This window comes from Saccharopolyspora tripterygii (genome assembly GCF_054778355.1).
The window spans coordinates 33,062-49,938 of the sequence record NZ_BAAGZP010000038.1 but is presented as its reverse complement, the minus strand read 5'-3'; the positions used below and the strand labels follow the sequence as shown (position 1 = coordinate 49,938).

At 71.0% G+C, this 16,877-nt stretch carries 14 protein-coding genes; 8 read left to right on the top strand and 6 right to left on the bottom strand.

From position 1 onward, the window contains the following. Nucleotides 1–147 precede the first annotated feature (147 nt). Nucleotides 148–1,614 carry a dihydroorotase gene (locus ACYVF3_RS26950; protein WP_461157058.1) on the bottom strand — a complete coding sequence of 489 codons (1,467 nt, stop codon included), beginning with the start codon at nucleotides 1,612–1,614 and terminating at the stop codon, nucleotides 148–150. Next, the gene (locus tag ACYVF3_RS26945) at nucleotides 1,611–3,002 is read right to left on the bottom strand and encodes an FAD-dependent oxidoreductase (protein ID WP_461157057.1); all 1,392 of its coding nucleotides are present in this window, start codon (nucleotides 3,000–3,002) and stop codon (nucleotides 1,611–1,613) included. The genes ACYVF3_RS26950 and ACYVF3_RS26945 overlap by 4 nt, the downstream gene beginning before the upstream one ends. 192 nt (nucleotides 3,003–3,194) lie before the next feature. On the opposite strand from ACYVF3_RS26945, the gene ACYVF3_RS26940 reads away from it, so the two are divergent. The 5 genes from ACYVF3_RS26940 to ACYVF3_RS26920 are packed head-to-tail and all read left to right on the top strand — an operon-like array spanning nucleotide 3,195 to nucleotide 8,364. Further along, on the top strand, nucleotides 3,195–3,995 hold the full coding sequence (locus ACYVF3_RS26940; protein WP_461157056.1) for an IclR family transcriptional regulator: 801 nt from the start codon (nucleotides 3,195–3,197) through the stop codon (nucleotides 3,993–3,995). After that, nucleotides 3,992–5,188 (top strand): CaiB/BaiF CoA transferase family protein, encoded by a 1,197-nt coding sequence (locus ACYVF3_RS26935; protein ID WP_461157055.1) that lies wholly within the window; start codon nucleotides 3,992–3,994, stop codon nucleotides 5,186–5,188. Before ACYVF3_RS26940 ends, ACYVF3_RS26935 begins: the two co-directional genes overlap by 4 nt. Before the next feature lie 58 nt (nucleotides 5,189–5,246). Continuing rightward, nucleotides 5,247–6,125 (top strand): HpcH/HpaI aldolase/citrate lyase family protein, encoded by an 879-nt coding sequence (locus ACYVF3_RS26930; RefSeq protein ID WP_461157054.1) that lies wholly within the window; start codon nucleotides 5,247–5,249, stop codon nucleotides 6,123–6,125. Further along, a complete protein-coding gene (locus tag ACYVF3_RS26925; protein ID WP_461157053.1) occupies nucleotides 6,122–6,952 on the top strand; it encodes a cyclase family protein in 831 nt (276 codons plus the stop codon). The genes ACYVF3_RS26930 and ACYVF3_RS26925 overlap by 4 nt, the downstream gene beginning before the upstream one ends. Beyond that, a complete protein-coding gene (locus ACYVF3_RS26920) occupies nucleotides 6,949–8,364 on the top strand; it encodes an MmgE/PrpD family protein (RefSeq protein ID WP_461157052.1) in 1,416 nt (471 codons plus the stop codon). Before ACYVF3_RS26925 ends, ACYVF3_RS26920 begins: the two co-directional genes overlap by 4 nt. Before the next feature lie 176 nt (nucleotides 8,365–8,540). Here the strand turns inward: ACYVF3_RS26920 and ACYVF3_RS26915 are convergent, their stop codons facing one another. Beyond that, nucleotides 8,541–9,158, bottom strand: coding sequence for a mycothiol-dependent nitroreductase Rv2466c family protein (locus ACYVF3_RS26915; protein WP_461157051.1), 618 nt, complete (start codon nucleotides 9,156–9,158; stop codon nucleotides 8,541–8,543). 220 nt (nucleotides 9,159–9,378) lie between these two features. On the opposite strand from ACYVF3_RS26915, the gene pepN reads away from it, so the two are divergent. Next, nucleotides 9,379–11,952, top strand: coding sequence for an aminopeptidase N (pepN, locus tag ACYVF3_RS26910; protein WP_461157050.1), 2,574 nt, complete (start codon nucleotides 9,379–9,381; stop codon nucleotides 11,950–11,952). Between the two features lie 120 nt (nucleotides 11,953–12,072). On the opposite strand, the gene ACYVF3_RS26905 is transcribed toward pepN, so the two are convergent. Together ACYVF3_RS26905 and ctaJ are read right to left on the bottom strand one after the other, a co-directional pair. Continuing rightward, complete coding sequence (locus ACYVF3_RS26905; RefSeq protein ID WP_461157049.1) at nucleotides 12,073–12,573, bottom strand: DUF5130 family protein; 501 nt, start codon at nucleotides 12,571–12,573, stop codon at nucleotides 12,073–12,075. Further along, nucleotides 12,560–12,820 carry an aa3-type cytochrome oxidase subunit CtaJ gene (ctaJ, locus tag ACYVF3_RS26900; RefSeq protein WP_461157048.1) on the bottom strand — a complete coding sequence of 87 codons (261 nt, stop codon included), beginning with the start codon at nucleotides 12,818–12,820 and terminating at the stop codon, nucleotides 12,560–12,562. The genes ACYVF3_RS26905 and ctaJ overlap by 14 nt, the downstream gene beginning before the upstream one ends. Nucleotides 12,821–13,220: 400 nt before the next feature. Here ctaJ and ACYVF3_RS26895 point away from each other — a divergent pair, with 400 nt between their 5' ends. Further along, nucleotides 13,221–13,718 carry a YdhT family protein gene (locus ACYVF3_RS26895; protein ID WP_461157047.1) on the top strand — a complete coding sequence of 166 codons (498 nt, stop codon included), beginning with the start codon at nucleotides 13,221–13,223 and terminating at the stop codon, nucleotides 13,716–13,718. Between the two features lie 33 nt (nucleotides 13,719–13,751). Here ACYVF3_RS26895 and ACYVF3_RS26890 read toward each other — a convergent pair whose 3' ends face one another. Beyond that, nucleotides 13,752–14,399, bottom strand: coding sequence for an HNH endonuclease (locus tag ACYVF3_RS26890; RefSeq protein ID WP_461157046.1), 648 nt, complete (start codon nucleotides 14,397–14,399; stop codon nucleotides 13,752–13,754). A 280-nt stretch (nucleotides 14,400–14,679) separates the two neighbouring features. On the opposite strand from ACYVF3_RS26890, the gene ACYVF3_RS26885 reads away from it, so the two are divergent. Beyond that, the gene (locus ACYVF3_RS26885) at nucleotides 14,680–16,788 is read left to right on the top strand and encodes a prolyl oligopeptidase family serine peptidase (RefSeq protein WP_461157045.1); all 2,109 of its coding nucleotides are present in this window, start codon (nucleotides 14,680–14,682) and stop codon (nucleotides 16,786–16,788) included. Nucleotides 16,789–16,877 lie beyond the last annotated feature (89 nt).

The window sequence follows — 16,877 nt, the reverse complement described above, 5'->3', positions numbered from 1 at the left end:
GTCTCTTGCTCTGCTGGGCGGTGCCGGTGGCGGAACCTGGCACGGCTCCGGGCTCGGGCCTCGGCTCGTGTGTAGGGGTTCGTGAGGTGGGGGTTCTTGGGGTGGGAGTTCGTGGGGTGGGGAAGTTTTCATGAAAACCTCCCGGGATCAGCGCCCGGTCGGGCGGTGCAGGTAGGTGCCTCGCGGTTCGCCGCGCACCTCGCCGTCGTCGAAGATGCGCTGTCCCCGGAGGAACGTCGTCTCGACCGTCGACCCGATCTCCATGCCGCGGAAGGGCGTGTACTCCTGGGTGGATTCGGAGTCCGCCGGATCCACCACGAAGGAGCGGTCCGGGTCCACCAGCGCGATGTCGGCGTCGAAACCCGGTGCGATGTCGCCCTTCGTGGGAAGGCCGAGCCTGCGGGCCGGGTTGGTCGACACGAGTTCGGCGACGGTCGACATCGGCAGGCCGCGCTTGCGGCCCTCACCGACGAGACCGGGCAGGAGGTATTCGGTCCCGCCGAACCCGGACTTCGCCGAGAACACGTCGTCGGGCTGCTCGCCGAACTTCTTCTCCTCGCGGCAGCAGGCGTGGTCGGACACGACCCAGCTGACGTCACCGGCGAGCAGGTGCTCCCAGAGCTTCTCGACGTCGGCCCTCGGACGCAGCGGCGGGTTGACCTTGCCGCCGACCCCGTCGGCCGTGGTGACGTCCGCGAGCAGGTGCCCGATGGTGACCTCCCGCCGGAAGTCGACGTGCGGGAAGGTCTTGGCCATCAGCATCGCGGCCTCCATCGCCTTCGCCGACGACAGGTGCAGCAGGTTGATGGTGGGCAGACCGGTCTCGTGCGCGAGGTAGGAGGCGATGGTCACCGCCAGGCCCTCGGAGTGCGGCGGGCGCGAGGCGCTGTAGGCCTCCAGCCCGGACAGCGAGCCCTCCTCCTCGACCAGCCGCGTGTAGGCGGTCATGATCTCGGCCGTCTCGCAGTGCAGGGACAGCGAGATCTGGTCGGCGATGTCCGGGTTCGCCTCGCGGGCGGCCTGGATGCCGCGCATCACGAACTCGAAGTGCGCGATGTCGTAGCGCTCGCCCTCCGGGATCATCAGGAAGTCGCTCTGATCGGTGGAACGTCCGTGCAGGCCGTGACTCCCGTAGAACATGAAGATCTTGAACGACGTCACGCCGTGGTCGCGCACCAGCGAAGGGATCTCGTCGATGTGCGAGGACTGCATGGGCGCCAGGTGGAACGCGTAGTCCACGTAGGACTTCCCGTCGGCAGCGGCGAGCACCTCCGGGAAGACCTCGGAGTAGGGGCCGCCCCGGTTGAGGTAGTACTGCCCGGTACGCATGTAGGTCAGCGAGGTCGTGACGCCGCCCTGCGCGCACGCCCGGCTCTCCGTGGCGGTGTCGTCGGACAGCGCGTTGTAGATGCCCCAGTGCTGGTGGGCGTCGACGACCCCGGGGAACGCGAGCAGCCCGCGCCCCTCGTGCACCTCGGTGCTCTCCGGGACGGCCAGTCCGGGGCCGACTTCGGAGACGACGCCGCCGGTGACGGCGATGTCGGCGGCGACGGGCTCGCCGCCGCCGGGGCGGACCACGCGGACGTCGCGGATGATCAGGTCGGGGCGGGTCATCGTGCACCTTCCGGAGTGAGTGGGGGTGTGGCGGCGACCGACCGGGCGAGGTGCCCGGCGGCGAGGTAAGCGAGGCCCAGCGCCGGCAGCAGGCCGTTGCCCGCCAGGTAGCCGGCGGCGCCGTGGCCGGAGATCCCGGCCGCCGCGCCACCGGAGGCGTAGAGCCCGGGAACGGGCTCACCAGCGGCGTCGAGGACGCGGGCGTGCTCGTCTACGAGCAGCCCGCCTTGGGTGTGGAACAGCGCGGGGATGATCTCGACGGCGTGCAGCGGTGCGACGAGCGCTCGGGCGGCGGTCCGGCCGAACCGGTCGGGTTCCTCCCCCTCGGCGACCCCGGCCAGCGCGTCGAGCTCGGATTCCAGCGCTTCCGCCGGAACTCCGATCGCCGCCGCCAGGTCGGGAGCCGAGTTCGCGGTGCGCACCGCTCCGGCCGCCAGGACGTCCTGGTAGTCGCCGAAAGCACGGCACAGCCCGTCGATCCGCTCGTCGAACACCAGCCAGCCGCGCCCGCCGGGACGGGCGGCCAGCGCGGCCGCGTATTCGGAGTAGCCGGTGGTCTCGTCGCCGAACCGGCGTCCTTCGAGGTCGACGACGGCTCCGCCGTGCATCACCGCGGTCCAGGTCACCAGGGTTCGCGCGGACGCCGAGAGCGCGGCGTGACCCTGGTAGGCGTCCAGGAACCCCGTCGCGGCACCGAGTTCACGACCGATCCGCAGCGCGTCACCCCTGGAGTGCTCGCCGCCGTGGTAGTGCGCACCGGCGATCTCGGGCAGGTGCGCGGCCACCAGCTCGGCGTCCGCGCCGTAGCCGTTGGTGGCCAGCAGCACCGCGTGCGCGGTGATCTCCTCCCGTCCACCGCCCGGGGTTTCGACGGTCGCGACCACGCCGCCCGGCCCGGTGACGACACCCGTCAGCCTCGCGGGAACCATCAGGTCGACCTGCTCGCTTCGCTCCGCGGCGTCGACGAGGTGGCGCAGCAGCGCCGATCCGTGCCTGCCGGGCAGGCTGTGCACCCTGGGCTCGGAGTGCCCGGGGTAGGTGAAGTCGGTCGGCAGCTCGATCGGCATGCCCACGTGGTCGGCGAGCCATTCCACGAGCTCCGCGCCGACGTCGGCCAGCGCCGTCGCGACGCGGGCATCGGCGGAGCCGCCGGTCTTGCGCGCGATGTCGGCGACGAACCGCTCAGGCGAGTCGTCGATCCCGGCCGCCACCTGAAAGCGCGAGCCCGGCCCCGGAATCATCGCGGTGGACATCGACGTGTTGTTGCCGCGGCGGAAGTTCGGATCGGAGTCCACCACGAGCACGTCGAGACCCAGTTCGGCAGCGCGGATCGCGGCGGTCAGCCCGCCTCCGGCTCCGGCGACCACCAGGTCGACGTCGAACGTCATCGTTCCTCCTCGTCCCAGCCCGGCGATCTCGTTCCGCTAAGCGGAACAACGTGCCCGGCCGTTCAGTGAGGTCGATAACACCAGGTGTACTGTTCAAATGCAAGAAGTGCGGCGAAACTTCTTGACAGGCCGCTGAACAGGGCCACATTCTTGTTCCGTCCAGCGGTACGTACGGCGCATGAGGAGGACCGCGTGGCGGAATCGACGGGGACCGGGGCGACCGAACGGGTGGCCGACGTCCTGCTGTTGTTCACCTACGGACCGCCGACGCTCGGCGTGAGCCGGGTGTCGCGCGAGCTCGACCTGTCCAAGGCCGTCGTGCACCGCATCCTGCAGTCCCTGACCAGCCGGAACCTCATCGCCTACGACCCCGACAGCCGCGAGTACCGGCTAGGGCCCGCGGCCGCCGCCCTGGGCAGCCGAGCGCTGCGCGACTCGGACGTGCGTGCCGCGGCTCTCCCCTACCTGGCCGAGCTGCGGGACCGGCTGCACGAGACAGTCACGATCAGCGCGAAGGTCCACGGCGGGCGCGTCTACCTCGACCAGGTCGTCGGCAACCACGAGATCACCATGTCGGTGGAGCTCGGCAGGCGGTTCCCGCTGCACGCCGGCTCGTCGGGCAAGTGCATGCTCGCCCACTCCGACCCCGACGAGGTCGACCGGGTTCTCGCCGGCGAACTGACCGCGCTCACCCCGGCCACCCCCACCGACCCCGAAGCGCTGCGCGCCGAGCTCGCCGAGATCCGCGACCGCGGCTACGGGGCCTCCGCGGGCGAGCGCCAGGGCGACGCGGGTTCCGTCGCCGTGCCCGTCTTCGGGCCCGGCGGCCTCGTCGGCGCGGTCTCGGTGTGCGGTCCGCGATTCCGGGTCACCGAGGAGTTCGTCGCCGCCACCGCCCCGGAGCTGATCGAGACCGCCGACCGGATCACCGCTCAGCTCGGCGGCACCGCACCCGCGCGGGCCGTCCCCACCTCCACCGGAAGGACGCCATGAGCCACGACCACCCGGCTGCGCTGGAGGGGTTGAAGGTCCTCGACGCCTCCACCCTGTTCGCAGGCCCGCTGGCCGCCACCCTCCTCGGCGACCAGGGCGCCGACGTCATCAAGATCGAGCACCCGAGAGGCGACCCGGCCCGCACCCACGGCGCGCAGAAGGACGGCGTCGGGCTCTGGTGGAAGATGCTGGCGCGCAACAAGCGCGCGATCACGCTGGTGCTGTCCACCCCGCGCGGACGGGAGCTGTTCCTCGACCTCGCCTCCGACGCGGACGTGGTGATCGAGAACTTCCGCCCCGGAACGCTGGAGCGCTGGGGGCTGGGCTGGGAGGAGCTCTCCGCCCGCAACCCCCGCCTGGTCCTGGCGCGGGTGACCGGGTTCGGCCAGACCGGGCCCTACGCCAGCCGACCCGGCTTCGGGACGCTGGCCGAGGCGATGAGCGGGTTCGCCGCCATGACCGGTGAACCCGACGGCCCGCCCACGCTGCCGCCGTTCGGCCTCGCAGACGGCGTTGCCGCGCTGACCACGGCGTTCGGCATCATGACCGCGCTGCGCGCCCGCGAGACCACGGGCCGCGGGCAGGTGCTGGACACCGCGATCATCGAACCGCTGCTGCACCTGCTGGGCCCCGGCCTGATCGCCTACGACCAGCTCGGCGTCCTGCAGCCGCGCACCGGCAACCGCTCCACCAACAACGCCCCGCGCAACACCTACCGCTGCGCCGACGGCCAGTGGGTGGCCGTGTCCACCAGCGCGCACTCCATCGCCGAGCGGGTGATGCGGCTGGTCGGGGCTCCCGAGCTGATCGACGAACCCTGGTTCGCCAGCGGAGCCAGCCGCGCCGAGCACGTCGAGGAGCTCGACGCCGCCGTCGGGTCCTGGATCGCCGCCCGCGACCGGGACGAGGTCGTGGAGGCCTTCGAGAAGGCCGAAGCCGCGGTCGCGCCGATCTACACCGCCGCCGACGTGCTCGCCGATCCGCACTTCAACGCGCTGGGCAGCATCGTGACGATCGACGACGACGAGCTCGGCCCGGTCCGCTTCCAGAACACCCCGTTCCGGCTGTCGGAGACCCCCGGCTCGGTGCGCACCACCGGACCCCGGCTGGGCGCGCACACCGCCGAGGTCATGGGCGAGCTCGGAGTGGACGCCGAGGAGCTGCACCGGCTCCGGGAGCAGGGGGTCGTGTGAAACCCGGCCACCAGCAAGCGGATGCGACCGCAGACGATCGCGGAGAGGCGGCCTGCCCGTGACCACCATCGGCCTGTCCCGCAGTTGGCTCTACGCACCCGGTCACCGCGCGGACCTCGTTCGCAAGGCGCTCGACGGGCCCGCCGACGCCGTAGTGGTGGACCTGGAGGACGCGGTTCCTCCCGCGCACAAGGAGCAGGCGAGGGAATCCGCCCGGGCGATCTGCGCGTCCCGGCCCGGTGAGGTCTGGGTCCGCATCAACGGCGCCGACACCGGCTGGGCCGACGGAGACGCGGCCGAGCTGACGGGCAGCGGCGCCGCGGGCCTGCGCGTCCCCAAGGCGGAAGACCCCGCGACCGTCGTCGCGATCGCCGAGCGGACCGGTCTCCCGCTGCACCTGCTGATCGAGAGCGCCCGCGGCCTGCGCCAGGCCTTCGAGCTCGCCGAGTGCCACCCGCTGGTCGTCGGCGTCTCGCCCGGCGAGACGGACCTGGCCGCCGACCTGCGGATCCGCGATCGCCGCGAGCTGGCGTGGGGCCGGGCCCGGATCGTCACCGCGAACCGCGCGGCCGGACTGCCCAGCCCGATCGCGAGCGTCTGGACGGACCTGTCCGACACCACCGGTCTCGCCGAGGACAGCGCGGCGCTGCGCGACGCGGGTTTCTTCGGCCGCTCGGTGATCCACCCGGCGCAGATCGAACCGGTCCACCGCGCCTTCACCCCGGACCGCGACGAGGTCGAGCGGGCCCGCACCCTGCTCGGCTCCCTCGACGTCGCGGGCGACTCCTCGGCGTGGGTCGACGACCGAGGCCGCTTCGTCGACCCGGCCGTCGTCGCCGGTGCCCGATGGGTCACCGAACTCGCCAACGCGCTCGACGACATCCCTGACGATCACGACGAACCGGCCGGAGCCAGGCCGGGAAGGAGCAACGCGTGACCAGCCCCACCGCCGCAGGCCCCGACCTGCTCGCCGCAGTCCGCGCCGGGACGCGGGTGATCGAGCTCGGCCACCCGCTCTACACCGGGATGGCGGGATCGCCGAACCACCCCGGGTTCCGGATGACCCTGGAGCGCAGGCACGGCGACGCGGTCCGCCCCGACGGCGGCTCGGCGTCCAACGAGGTCATCGTCACCGGCGGGCACACCGGCACCCACGTCGACGCGCTCGCCCACGTCAGCCACGACGGCCTGCTGCACGGCGGCGTCGACGCCGCCGAGTCCCAGCGCGGCGGGAAGCACTCGGTGCACGGCGCCGAGACCATCCCCCCGATGGTCACCAGGGGCGTCTTCCTCGACGTCGCCGCTGCCCGCGGGGTGGAGGTGCTCGAACCCGGCTACGGCGTGACGGCCGAGGACCTGGAGCGGGCCGCCGAGCGCGCCGGAGCGGAGCCCGGCGCGGGCGACGTTGCCGTGGTGCGGACCGGCTGGGGCAGGTTGTTCGGCGACCCGCAGGCCTACGTCGGCAAGGAGACCGGCGTCCCCGGCATGACGGTGGAGGGCGCGCACTGGCTCGCCGAGCGGGGCATCGTCGCGACCGGCACCGACACCACCGCCTACGAGCAGATCCCGGCCGGGGCGGGCCACCGCGTGCTGCCGGTCCACCGGGTGCTGCTGGTCGACCACGGCATCCACATCGTCGAGCACATGGCGTGCGAGGACGCCGCCGAAGCGGGACTGGGCGAATTCCTCGCCGTGTTCGCGCCGCTGCGCGTCGTCGGTGCCACCGGAGCCCCGGTCCGCCCACTGGCGGTGGTCCCGGCATGACGACTCCCGCGCAGCGGATCGGCGACGTCGGTGCCCGGCTGGCCACCGAGGGCATCGACGACCGCCTAGCCGACGACCTGGTCCGGCGGATCGTCGACGTCGTCGGCAACTCGCTGGCCGCCACCCGCGAGGAACCCGCCCGGATCGCCGGAGCGGTGGCCGCGGAGTGGTCCGGCACCCCGGAGTCGACCGGAATCGGCCTGGCGCAACGGGTTCCAGCGCCCTCGGCAGCCCTGGTCAACGGCACCCTCGCGCACAGCCTCGACTTCGATGACACGCACCTGCCCTCGGTGCTGCACCCGTCGGCGGCGGTGGTCCCGGCGGCTCTGGCCACCGCCGAGCGCACCGGTGCCGGTGGCCGGTCGCTGCTGGCGGCGGCGGCGATGGGCATCGAGGTGACCTGCCGCCTGGGCATGGCCGGCTACGACGAGGACCTGGGCAACTCGGTGTTCTTCGAGCACGGCCAGCACGCGACCGCGATCTGCGGCGCGGTGGGCGCGGCCGTCGCCTCGGGCATGCTGCAGGGGCTCGACGCCGAGCGGCTGACCTCGGTCATCGGCATCGCCGCGAGCATGGGAGCCGGGGTCATCGAGGCCAACCGCACCGGCGGCACCATCAAGCGGGTGCACTGCGGCTGGGCCGCGCACGCGGGTGTCGCCGCCGCCGACCTCGCACGGCACGGCCTGACCGGGCCACCGACGGTGATCGAGGGCCGGTTCGGGTTCCTGCGCGCGTTCTGCGGTGAGCGCGTGCACCCGGAACGGGTCACCGACGGTCTCGGAGAGGACTGGGAAACGCCCGGGGTCTTCTTCAAGCCCTACCCGTGCAACCACTTCACGCACGCAGGCGTGGACGCGGCGCTGCGGATGCGCGAGCGCGGGGTCATCGCCGAGCAGGTCCGCGAGCTGGTGCTCGGGGTGCCCGCACCGGTCCTGCGCACGATCGCGGAGCCCGCGGAGGAGAAGCGGCACCCCCGATCCGGCTACCACGCGGCGTTCTCCGGGCCTTACACCGTGGCCGCCGCGCTGCTCGGCGGCGGGGGGCTGGGCGTGTTCCACGAGGACTTCACCGACGCCGCCGCGGCCGACCCGCGGCGGCTGGACCTCGCGCAGCGGGTGCGGGTGGTCGCCGACGACGAGGCGACGGCCGGGTTCCCGCGCCAGTTCCCGGCGGTCCTCACCGCCGAGCTGACCGACGGCACTTCGGTGACCGAGCGGGTCCGGGAGAACCGGGGCGGGCCTCAACGACCGCTGTCGGCCGACGAGCTGGCCGCCAAGTTCACCGGCAACGCCGAGCGGGCCGTGGGAGCAGACCGAGCGGCGGGCATCGTCGCGTCGTTGTGGGACCTGCGCGATGACCGCCCGGTCGCCGAGGTGATGTCCGGTTTGCACCGAGCCGCGCAACCGGCTTGATCCACCCCGGGCCATCGGTCGCCGCAGAGGCCGAAGCCGTCGAACGACTTCGGCCTCTGTGGACGGTCGTGAACTGGGATGACCGGGAAAAACTGATGGCGCAGGCATTTCCGCAGGTCATCGCGGTCATTCGGGAAAATTGTGGGAACAGTCGGAATTTTCCCACCAGCCGCGCATCAGTAGTCGAACTGCGGGCTCTCGGTGCGGCTGCGCTTGAGCTCGAAGAAGTACGGGTAGCTCGCCATGGCGACCGCGCCGTCGAAGATCTTCGCGGCCTCCTCGCCCTTGGGGACGCGGGTGATCACCGGCCCGAAGAAGGCGACGCCGTCGACGTGCAGGGTCGGTGTTCCCACCTCGTCACCGACCGGGTCCATCCCCGCGTGGTGGCTGGCGCGCAGCTCCTCGTCGTACTCGGTGCTGGTGGCGGCTTCGGCGAGCTCGGCGGGCAGGCCGGCCTCGGCCAGCGACTCCTCGATGACCTGCGTGAAGTCCTTGTTCGCGCGATCGTGCAGGCGCGTGCCCATCGCCGTGTACAGCGGTTCCAGGACCTCGTCGCCGTGGTGCTTAGCGGCGGCGATGCAGACCCGCACCGGGCCCCACGCCTTCGCCATCAGCTCCTGGTACTCCTCGGGGAGGTCGCGGCCGGAGTTGAGCACGGCCAGGCTCATCACCCGGAAGTGCAGGTCGATGTCGCGGACCTTGGCCACCTCGAGGATCCAGCGCGACGACACCCAGGCGAACGGGCACGCCGGGTCGAAGTAGAAGTCCACCCGTGGGCGGGCAGCCGTGGTCATCCGTGCCTCCAGCGGTCGGTCTTGCCTGGTGCCCGGTCCCGGGCACCTCGTCTTCGAGTAGTAACGAGCACGAGGCCGTTTGTCTTCCCGGGAGTGCCGACACGCCGACGATCACGGTGGTGCACGCCCAGGAGCGCGAGCCCGCCCGGACGTGATTTGATGCCTGCGCCGGGCATCCGAACCGGCCGTGATCCGTCCCCTACGAACTACGAGGTGATCCGTGGCACCGCCGAACCTCACCCGCGAACAGGCCGAGCAGCGCGCCGCGCTGCTGGAGGTCCAGTCCTATGTGGTCGAACTGGATCTTTCCGCCGGCGCGGGCGGTGTGGAAGTGGAGACGTTCGGTTCCACGACCACGGTTCGCTTCCGCAGCAACCAGACCGGCGCCGACACCTGGATCGACCTGATGGCCGACGAGGTGCACGGCGCGGTGCTCAACGGTGTCGAGCTCGACGTCTCCGACTACGATGAGTCCACCGGAATCCGCCTGCCCGGTCTGGCCGCCGAGAACGAACTCGTGGTGCGCGCCGACTGCTCCTACACCAACACAGGTGAAGGCCTGCACCGCTTCATCGACCCCGTCGACGGCGCGGTCTACCTCTACAGCCAGTTCGAGACCGCCGACGCTAAGCGGATGTTCACCTGCTTCGACCAGCCCGACCTGAAGGCGACCTACCAGATCACGGTGGACGCACCGGGCAGCTGGAAGGTCATCTCCAACGCGGCGGGCCAGGTCACCGACACCGCCGAGGGCAAGCGCCACACCTTCGACACCACCCAGCCGATGTCCACCTACCTGGTGGCGCTGGTGGCCGGCCCCTACGCCGAGTGGCGCGACACCTTCCCCGGCGAGGACGGGCAGGACGAGATCCCGCTGGGCATCTACTGCCGCGCCTCGCTGTCCGAGCACCTCGACGCGGAGCGCCTGTTCACCGAGACCAAGCAGGGATTCGGCTTCTACCACAAGGCGTTCGGCGTTCCCTACCCGTTCGGCAAGTACGACCAGTGCTTCGTGCCCGAGTTCAACGCGGGCGCCATGGAGAACGTCGGCTGCGTGACCTTCCTCGAGGACTACGTGTTCCGGTCGAAGGTCACCAGCTACCTCTACGAGCGCCGCGCCGAGACCGTGCTGCACGAGATGGCGCACATGTGGTTCGGCGACCTGGTCACCATGCGCTGGTGGAACGACCTGTGGCTCAACGAGTCCTTCGCGACCTGGGCCAGCGTGCTCGCGCAGGTCGGCGCCACCGAGTACGACGCCGCGTGGACGACCTTCGCCAGCGTCGAGAAGTCGTGGGCCTACCGCCAGGACCAGCTGCCCTCCACCCACCCGGTGGCCGCGGACATCCCGGACCTGCAGGCCGTCGAGGTCAACTTCGACGGCATCACCTACGCCAAGGGCGCCTCGGTGCTCAAGCAGCTGGTGGCCTACGTCGGTCTGGACAACTTCCTCGCCGGTCTGCGGGTCTACTTCGACCGGCACGCGTGGAGCAACGCCACCCTCGACGACCTGCTCAAGGCGCTGGAGGAGGCCTCCGGACGGGACCTGTCCTGGTGGAGCGCGCAGTGGCTGGAGACCACGGGCCTGAACATGCTGCGCCCGCGCTTCAGCACCGACGACGAGGGCCGCTTCACCCAGTTCTCGGTGGTGCAGAGCGGCGCGCGGCCGGGTGCCGGTGAGCACCGCACCCACCGCCTGGCGATCGGCATCTACGACGACGAGGGCGGCAAGCTGGTGCGCAAGCACCGGGTCGAGCTCGACGTCACGGGCGAGGTCACCGACGTCCCGGACCTGGTCGGCGTGCACCGCGGCAAGCTGGTGCTGGTCAACGACGACGACCTGACCTACTGCTCGCTGCGCTTCGACCCGGAGTCGCTGGCCACCCTGGTGGACCGGATCGGCCACATCGACGAGTCGCTGCCGCGTGCGCTGTGCTGGTCGACCGCCTGGGAGATGACCCGCGAAGCGGAGCTCAAGGCCCGCGACTTCGTGACCCTGGTGCTGGGCGCCTCGGCGGAGAGCGGCATCGGCGCGGAGAGCCAGATCGGCGTGGTGCAGCGGGTCCTGCTGCAGACGCAGACCGCGCTCGCCTCCTACGCCGACCCGTCCTGGCAGCCGGAGGGGTGGAAGCGGTTCAGCTCGCGGCTGTTTGAGCTGGCACGGGCTGCCGAGCCGGGCTCCGACCACCAGCTCGCGTTCGTCAACTCGCTGACCGGTTCGGTGCTGTCCGACGAGCAGGTCGACGAGCTGCGCGGCTGGCTGGACGGCTCGGCTCCGCTGGAGGGCCTGACGGTCGACACCGATCTGCGCTGGGGCCTGCTGCAGGCCCTGGTCGCGCACGGCGCGGCCGGTGAAGCGGAGATCGACGCGGAGCTGGAGTCCGACCAGACCGCGACCGGCCGCCGCCGCGCCGAGCGGGCCCGCGCCCTCATCCCCACCGCGGGGGCGAAGGAGAAGGCCTGGCAGCGCGCCGTCCACGACGACCAGCTGCCGAACGCGGTCAGCGACGCGATCATCGCCGGTTTCCAGCACCCCGCCCAGCGCGAGCTGCTGGCGCCGTACGTGCAGCGGTACTTCGAGTCGATCGACGAGGTCTGGCAGCGCCGCTCCAGCGAGCGGGCTCAGCCGACGGTGATCGGGCTGTTCCCGTCCTGGGCGGTCACCGACGAGACCGTCGCCGCCGCCGACGCGTGGCTGGCCAGCGAGCGGCCCACCGCACTGCGCAGGCTGGTCTCCGAGGGGCGCGCGGGCATCGTCCGCGCTCTCGCCGCCAGGGGCTTCGACCGCTCCTGACCCGCACGTCAGATCGCTCCCGCGACCAGTTCGCGGGAGCGATCGCCCCCTCCGCGACTCGTCCGGGAGACGCGAAGCCGCCCCGGTCCTGATGGGCCGGGGCGGCTTTCGCGCTGCGGGTCAGTGGTGGCCGGACTGCTTCTTGAAGGACGTGCCCGCGGCATCGGCCAGCATGCGCACGGCGCTGACGAGACCGTCGATGAGCTCGTCCTCCTTGAAGGAAGCGACCATGCTCATGGCGGCCAGCTGGCAGCTGCGGTCCGGGATGCGGCGGAAGGCCTCTTCACCGGTCACGATCTCGAACTTGCGCTGCCCCGGGGACACCGCGATCAGGACGCCGTCCGGCGCCTGCGAGCCGAGGTTGGCGTGCAGCTCCTCGGCCTGCTTGCGGGTGTCCTCACCGAGGTCGCCGAGGTAGACGGCGAACTCCAGTCCGGTGCTGCGGCTCGCCACAGCCATCGCCTCGTCCAGCTGGGACAGCTCACCGGTGCTGAAGGGCAGCCTCGGGCGTTCCGGCTCGACGCGCCTCGCAACGGAAATGCGGCCGGTCGGCATCCGCGCCTCACCAGCGCTCAGCTGGCCGGCATCTGCGGACTGACCCGTGATCTCACCAGGTGCCACGTGCGCCTCCCCGAGCCGTGACGGGCCGTGCGTCGTCCGGCACGACCTCTCCTTCGCCGTCCGCTGCCGGTACCGCGGTGTTCACTCCCTGCGGGTTGGCGGACCAGAAGACCGGAGCGAAATCCCAGTCATCCCCGGCGCGATAGCGCGCACGGGACAGCCTGGGCCACATCGCGATGAGCACGATCACGCCAAAGATGGCCGCTGGGATCACCGCCAGGACCAGCACACTCTCCACGACAGTCACGCCCAGTACGGTAGCCGATGACCAAGGTCTCGTGTGTGCCCACTCGCACGTGCCTTGCCCTAGATTTCGCGTCCTCCGCCGTGGATCGCCCGACGCTTCGCCCGCAGTGACGAGTTCGCCCGCGCGGCGCGACCAGCTCGGCTTTCATGATCACCCGTCAAGCGGAATCCGGATACTTCACGTATTCGCACAACCCCGATTCACTTGTGATGCGCATCACTTATAGTAACTCGTTCAGGGGAATGTCGGCACCCAAACGGAGTCGGCCCGGACGGTGGCATTGCGCGGCGGGTTGGCGGCTTGTTCCGAGCGGTTCCTGATCATAGCTTTTCACCTGTATGGGTCTTGCATATTTGATCACATGCGCCGGACAGCACCCTATGTATGCGGGAGGCACGCAATGACGATCATCGAAGCCGCCACTCAGCCCAACGCACTCACCCTTCCGATGATCGGCCAGCGACTCGCCGATCACGGAGCGCAAATCGGCAACCGGCGCGACGGTGTCCGCATCAGCGGCCTCGACGACGGTGTGCGCATCAGCGGCAAGCGCGACGGTGTCCGGATCAGCGGACGCGAGCGCGGTGTGCGGATCAGCGGCAAGCGTCAGGGCGTGCGCATCAGCGGCCAGTCCCGAGGTGTGCGCATCAGCGGCCAGTCCCGAGGTGTGCGCATCAGCGGCCAGTCCCGAGGTGTGCGCATCAGCGAAGTGAACGACAGTGTCCGCATCAGCGGCCTCGACGACGGCGTGCGAATCAGCAGCAAGCGCCAGGGCGTCCGCATCAGCAGCCAGTCCCGAGGTGTGCGCATCAGCGGAGTGGACGACGGTGTGCGCATCAGCGGCAAGCGCGACGGTGTCCGGATCAGCGGACGCGACCGCGGTGTGCGGATCAGCTGATGCGCACCGGCGCGGACGCGCCCGCTGCCGAGATCAGGCCGCCGACTCGCCCAAGTACGGTAACCAGAGCGGATCTGTCTCCGACAGGCCGGCCAGCAGCCGCCAGTGCCTGCCTCGCGGAGCCTGCGGGGCGAACGGCAGCCGCCAGCCGAGCTCGCTCAGCGTCTTGTCGGCCTTGCGGTGGTTGCACTTGGTGCAGCAGGCGACGCAGTTCTCCCACGTGTGCGGCCCCCCGCGACTGCGCGGGAGAACATGATCTATCGTTTCCGCTCGTGCGCCGCAGTAGACGCACCCGTGGTTGTCCCGGAGCATCAACGCGGCCCGGGTCAGCGGAACCCGGCCGCGGTACGGCACGCGCACGAAGTTGCTCAACCTGATCACCGACGGGATCTCGAGCTCGGCGCTCGCCGAGTGCAGGGTCATCCCGGCGGAGTCGCCGTGGACGACCTCGGCCTTGCCGCAGACGACCATCACGATGGCGCGCCGCAGCGGGAGCGCCGTGAGCGGCTCGAAGGTCGTGTTGAGAAGCAGGACCCGGCGTTTGCGCCACGAGGTGGTGTGACCGGGAGGCCGATCCGTGTGCGCTGCCCCGGAGCCTCGGCTCGTCGGGCACAACGGGGCCCGCGACGCGAGGCCTGCGGCCTTCAGCGCCGGTTGTCGGATCGGTTGTCGGTCTGGCACGCGACCACCTCCACCGGTGTCGGGCAAAGTTCAGCACAGAACCCGCTCCGAACGCACGTGTGATTCGCCACGTCACGCCGAAGTCAACGATCCGCGACCTGTTCTCGCAGGTGAGCGGTACCGCGAGGCGGCCACCGCCGACACGTCTCATCACCTTCGGCGCTGCGCTCACCATTGTCGATCAAGCGAGCCGAAAACGGTTGATCACGTCGGGTGAATCAGCTCCGCACGGCCCTCAGACCCTCTCCAACGCACCGCGCGTGCACGTATCGTCGCGATCGTGACCGACGTTCGAAGCCCCTTGAGCTATCCCGCCACCGCCCGCGAAGAGATCGTGGAGACCCTGCACGGCCACCAGGTGGCCGATCCCTACCGGTGGTTGGAGGACGCCTCCGCGCCGAGCACCGAGGCGTGGTCGGCGGCTCAGGACGAGATCGCCCGCACCTGGCTCGGTTCGCTCCCCGGCCGGGAGCCGGTGGCCGAGCGGCTGCACTCGCTGCTGGCCGCGGGCGCGGTCGGCGCCCCGCTGTGGCGGGCCGGGCGGGCCTTCTTCACCCGCCGCGAGCCTGGCCAGGAGTTCGGCGTGCTCCACGTGCGCGAGGCCGATGGGACCGAGCGGGTGCTGCTGGACGTCACGGAGCTCGACCCGTCGGGGCTGACGACGCTGGACAGCTGGGTGCCGAACCTGGAGGGCGACCGGCTGGCCTACCAGATCTCGGTGGGCGGCGACGAGGAGTCGTTGCTGCACGTCATGGACGTGTCCACCGGTGAGCTCGTCGAAGGACCGATCGACCGCTGCCGCTACTCGACGATCTCCTGGCTGCCCGGCGGGCAGGAGTACTTCTACGTCCGCCGGCTGTCGCCGGAGCTGGTGCCCGACGGCGAGGAGCAGTTCCACCGCCGGGTGTGGCGCCACCGCGTGGGCACCGATCCCGAGCAGGACGTGCTGGTGCACGGCACCGGGCTGGACCACACCTTCTACTACGGCACGCACGTCTCCCGCGACGGTCGCTGGCTGATCATCGAGGGCAGCATGGGCACCGCTCGCCGTGACTCGGTGTGGATCGCGGACCTCTCCGAGGGTGCTGAAGTCCCGGATCTGCGGCAGATCGTGGACACGACCGACGGCTACCGGGTCGGCGCGTGGGTCGAGCGCGACGGCCGGATGTACGTGATGACGACCAAGGACGCGCCGCGCTGGCGGCTGTGCGTGGCCGACCCGAGCGCTCCGGAGCCGGAGAACTGGACCGAGCTGATCGCCGAGGATCCCGATTCGGTGCTGGAGGCGGTCCGCTACTTCGACGGCGACGCGCCGAGCCTGATCGTGCTCCGGACCCGGCACGCGGTCTCCGAGCTCACCTTGCACGACCCGGCCACGGGTGCCCGCACCGCCGACGTCGACCTGCCCGGGACCGGCCAGGTCACCGCGCTGACCACGGTGGACTCGGCGACCGAGCAGCACCGCGATCGGCTGTGGATCGGCTGGACCGACTTCGCCACCCCGCCGTGCGTGCACGCCTACGACCGCACGACCGGCGCGGTGGAGCTGGAGACCAGCGCCCCGGGTGCCGTCGAGCTGCCCGAGGTCCACACCCGGCAGGTCACCTACCGGTCCGCCGACGGCACCGAGGTGCGGATGTTCGTGCTGGCGCCGACCGCCGAACCGGACCGCCCGCGGCCGGTGTTCCTGACCGGCTACGGCGGTTTCTCGCTGTCCCGCGAGCCCGGCTACATGCCCTCCGCGCTGACCTGGGTGGCGACCGGTGGCGTGTGGGCGCTGCCCGCGCTGCGCGGCGGTGGTGAAGAGGGCGAGGAGTGGCACGTCGACGGCATGCGCGAGCGCAAGCAGCACACGTTCGACGACTTCCACGCCGCCGCCGAGCACCTGATCGACCAGGGCTGGACGACCTCGGACCAGCTGGCGATCTCCGGCGGCTCCAACGGCGGCCTGCTGGTGGGTGCCGCGCTCACCCAGCGCCCGGAGCTCTACCGGGCGGTGGTCTGCTCGGCTCCGCTGCTGGACATGGTGCGCTACGAGCGCTTCCTGCTCGGCCGGACCTGGAACGACGAGTACGGCACGGCCGACGACCCGGAGGAGCTGGGCTGGCTGCTGGCGTATTCGCCGTATCACAACGTGACGGAGCACACGGCGTATCCGTCGGTGCTGTTCACGGTCTTCGAGTCCGATTCGCGCGTGGACCCCAACCACGCGCGCAAGATGTGCGCGGAACTGCAGCACGCCACTAGCTCGGACCCGGACAAACGCCCTATTCTGATCCGTCGTGAGACCGAGGTGGGGCATGCCGCCCGCTCCGTGTCACGTACCGTGGGGCTGACGACCGACCAGCTCACCTTCCTCGCGGAGGCGACCGGTCTCGCTCTGGACTGAGCCCCGAACTCGGTTCTGGCGTACCGGTTCTCGATCGTCGTGCGCGGCGGGGCGCGCACGAAGTTCGGACCGGTCGGTCGTTCGACGCC

Excerpts from the sequence above, each read along its gene's own strand:
- ACYVF3_RS26945 (WP_461157057.1), bottom strand. The coding sequence starts at position 3,002 with ATGACGTTCGACGTCGACCTGGTGGTCGCCGGAGCCGGAGGCGGGCTG.
- ACYVF3_RS26920 (WP_461157052.1), top strand. The coding sequence starts at position 6,949 with ATGACGACTCCCGCGCAGCGGATCGGCGACGTCGGTGCCCGGCTGGCC.
- ACYVF3_RS26950 (WP_461157058.1), bottom strand. The coding sequence starts at position 1,614 with ATGACCCGCCCCGACCTGATCATCCGCGACGTCCGCGTGGTCCGCCCC.
- ACYVF3_RS26935 (WP_461157055.1), top strand. The coding sequence starts at position 3,992 with ATGAGCCACGACCACCCGGCTGCGCTGGAGGGGTTGAAGGTCCTCGAC.
- ACYVF3_RS26915 (WP_461157051.1), bottom strand. The coding sequence starts at position 9,158 with ATGACCACGGCTGCCCGCCCACGGGTGGACTTCTACTTCGACCCGGCG.
- ACYVF3_RS26895 (WP_461157047.1), top strand. The coding sequence starts at position 13,221 with ATGACGATCATCGAAGCCGCCACTCAGCCCAACGCACTCACCCTTCCG.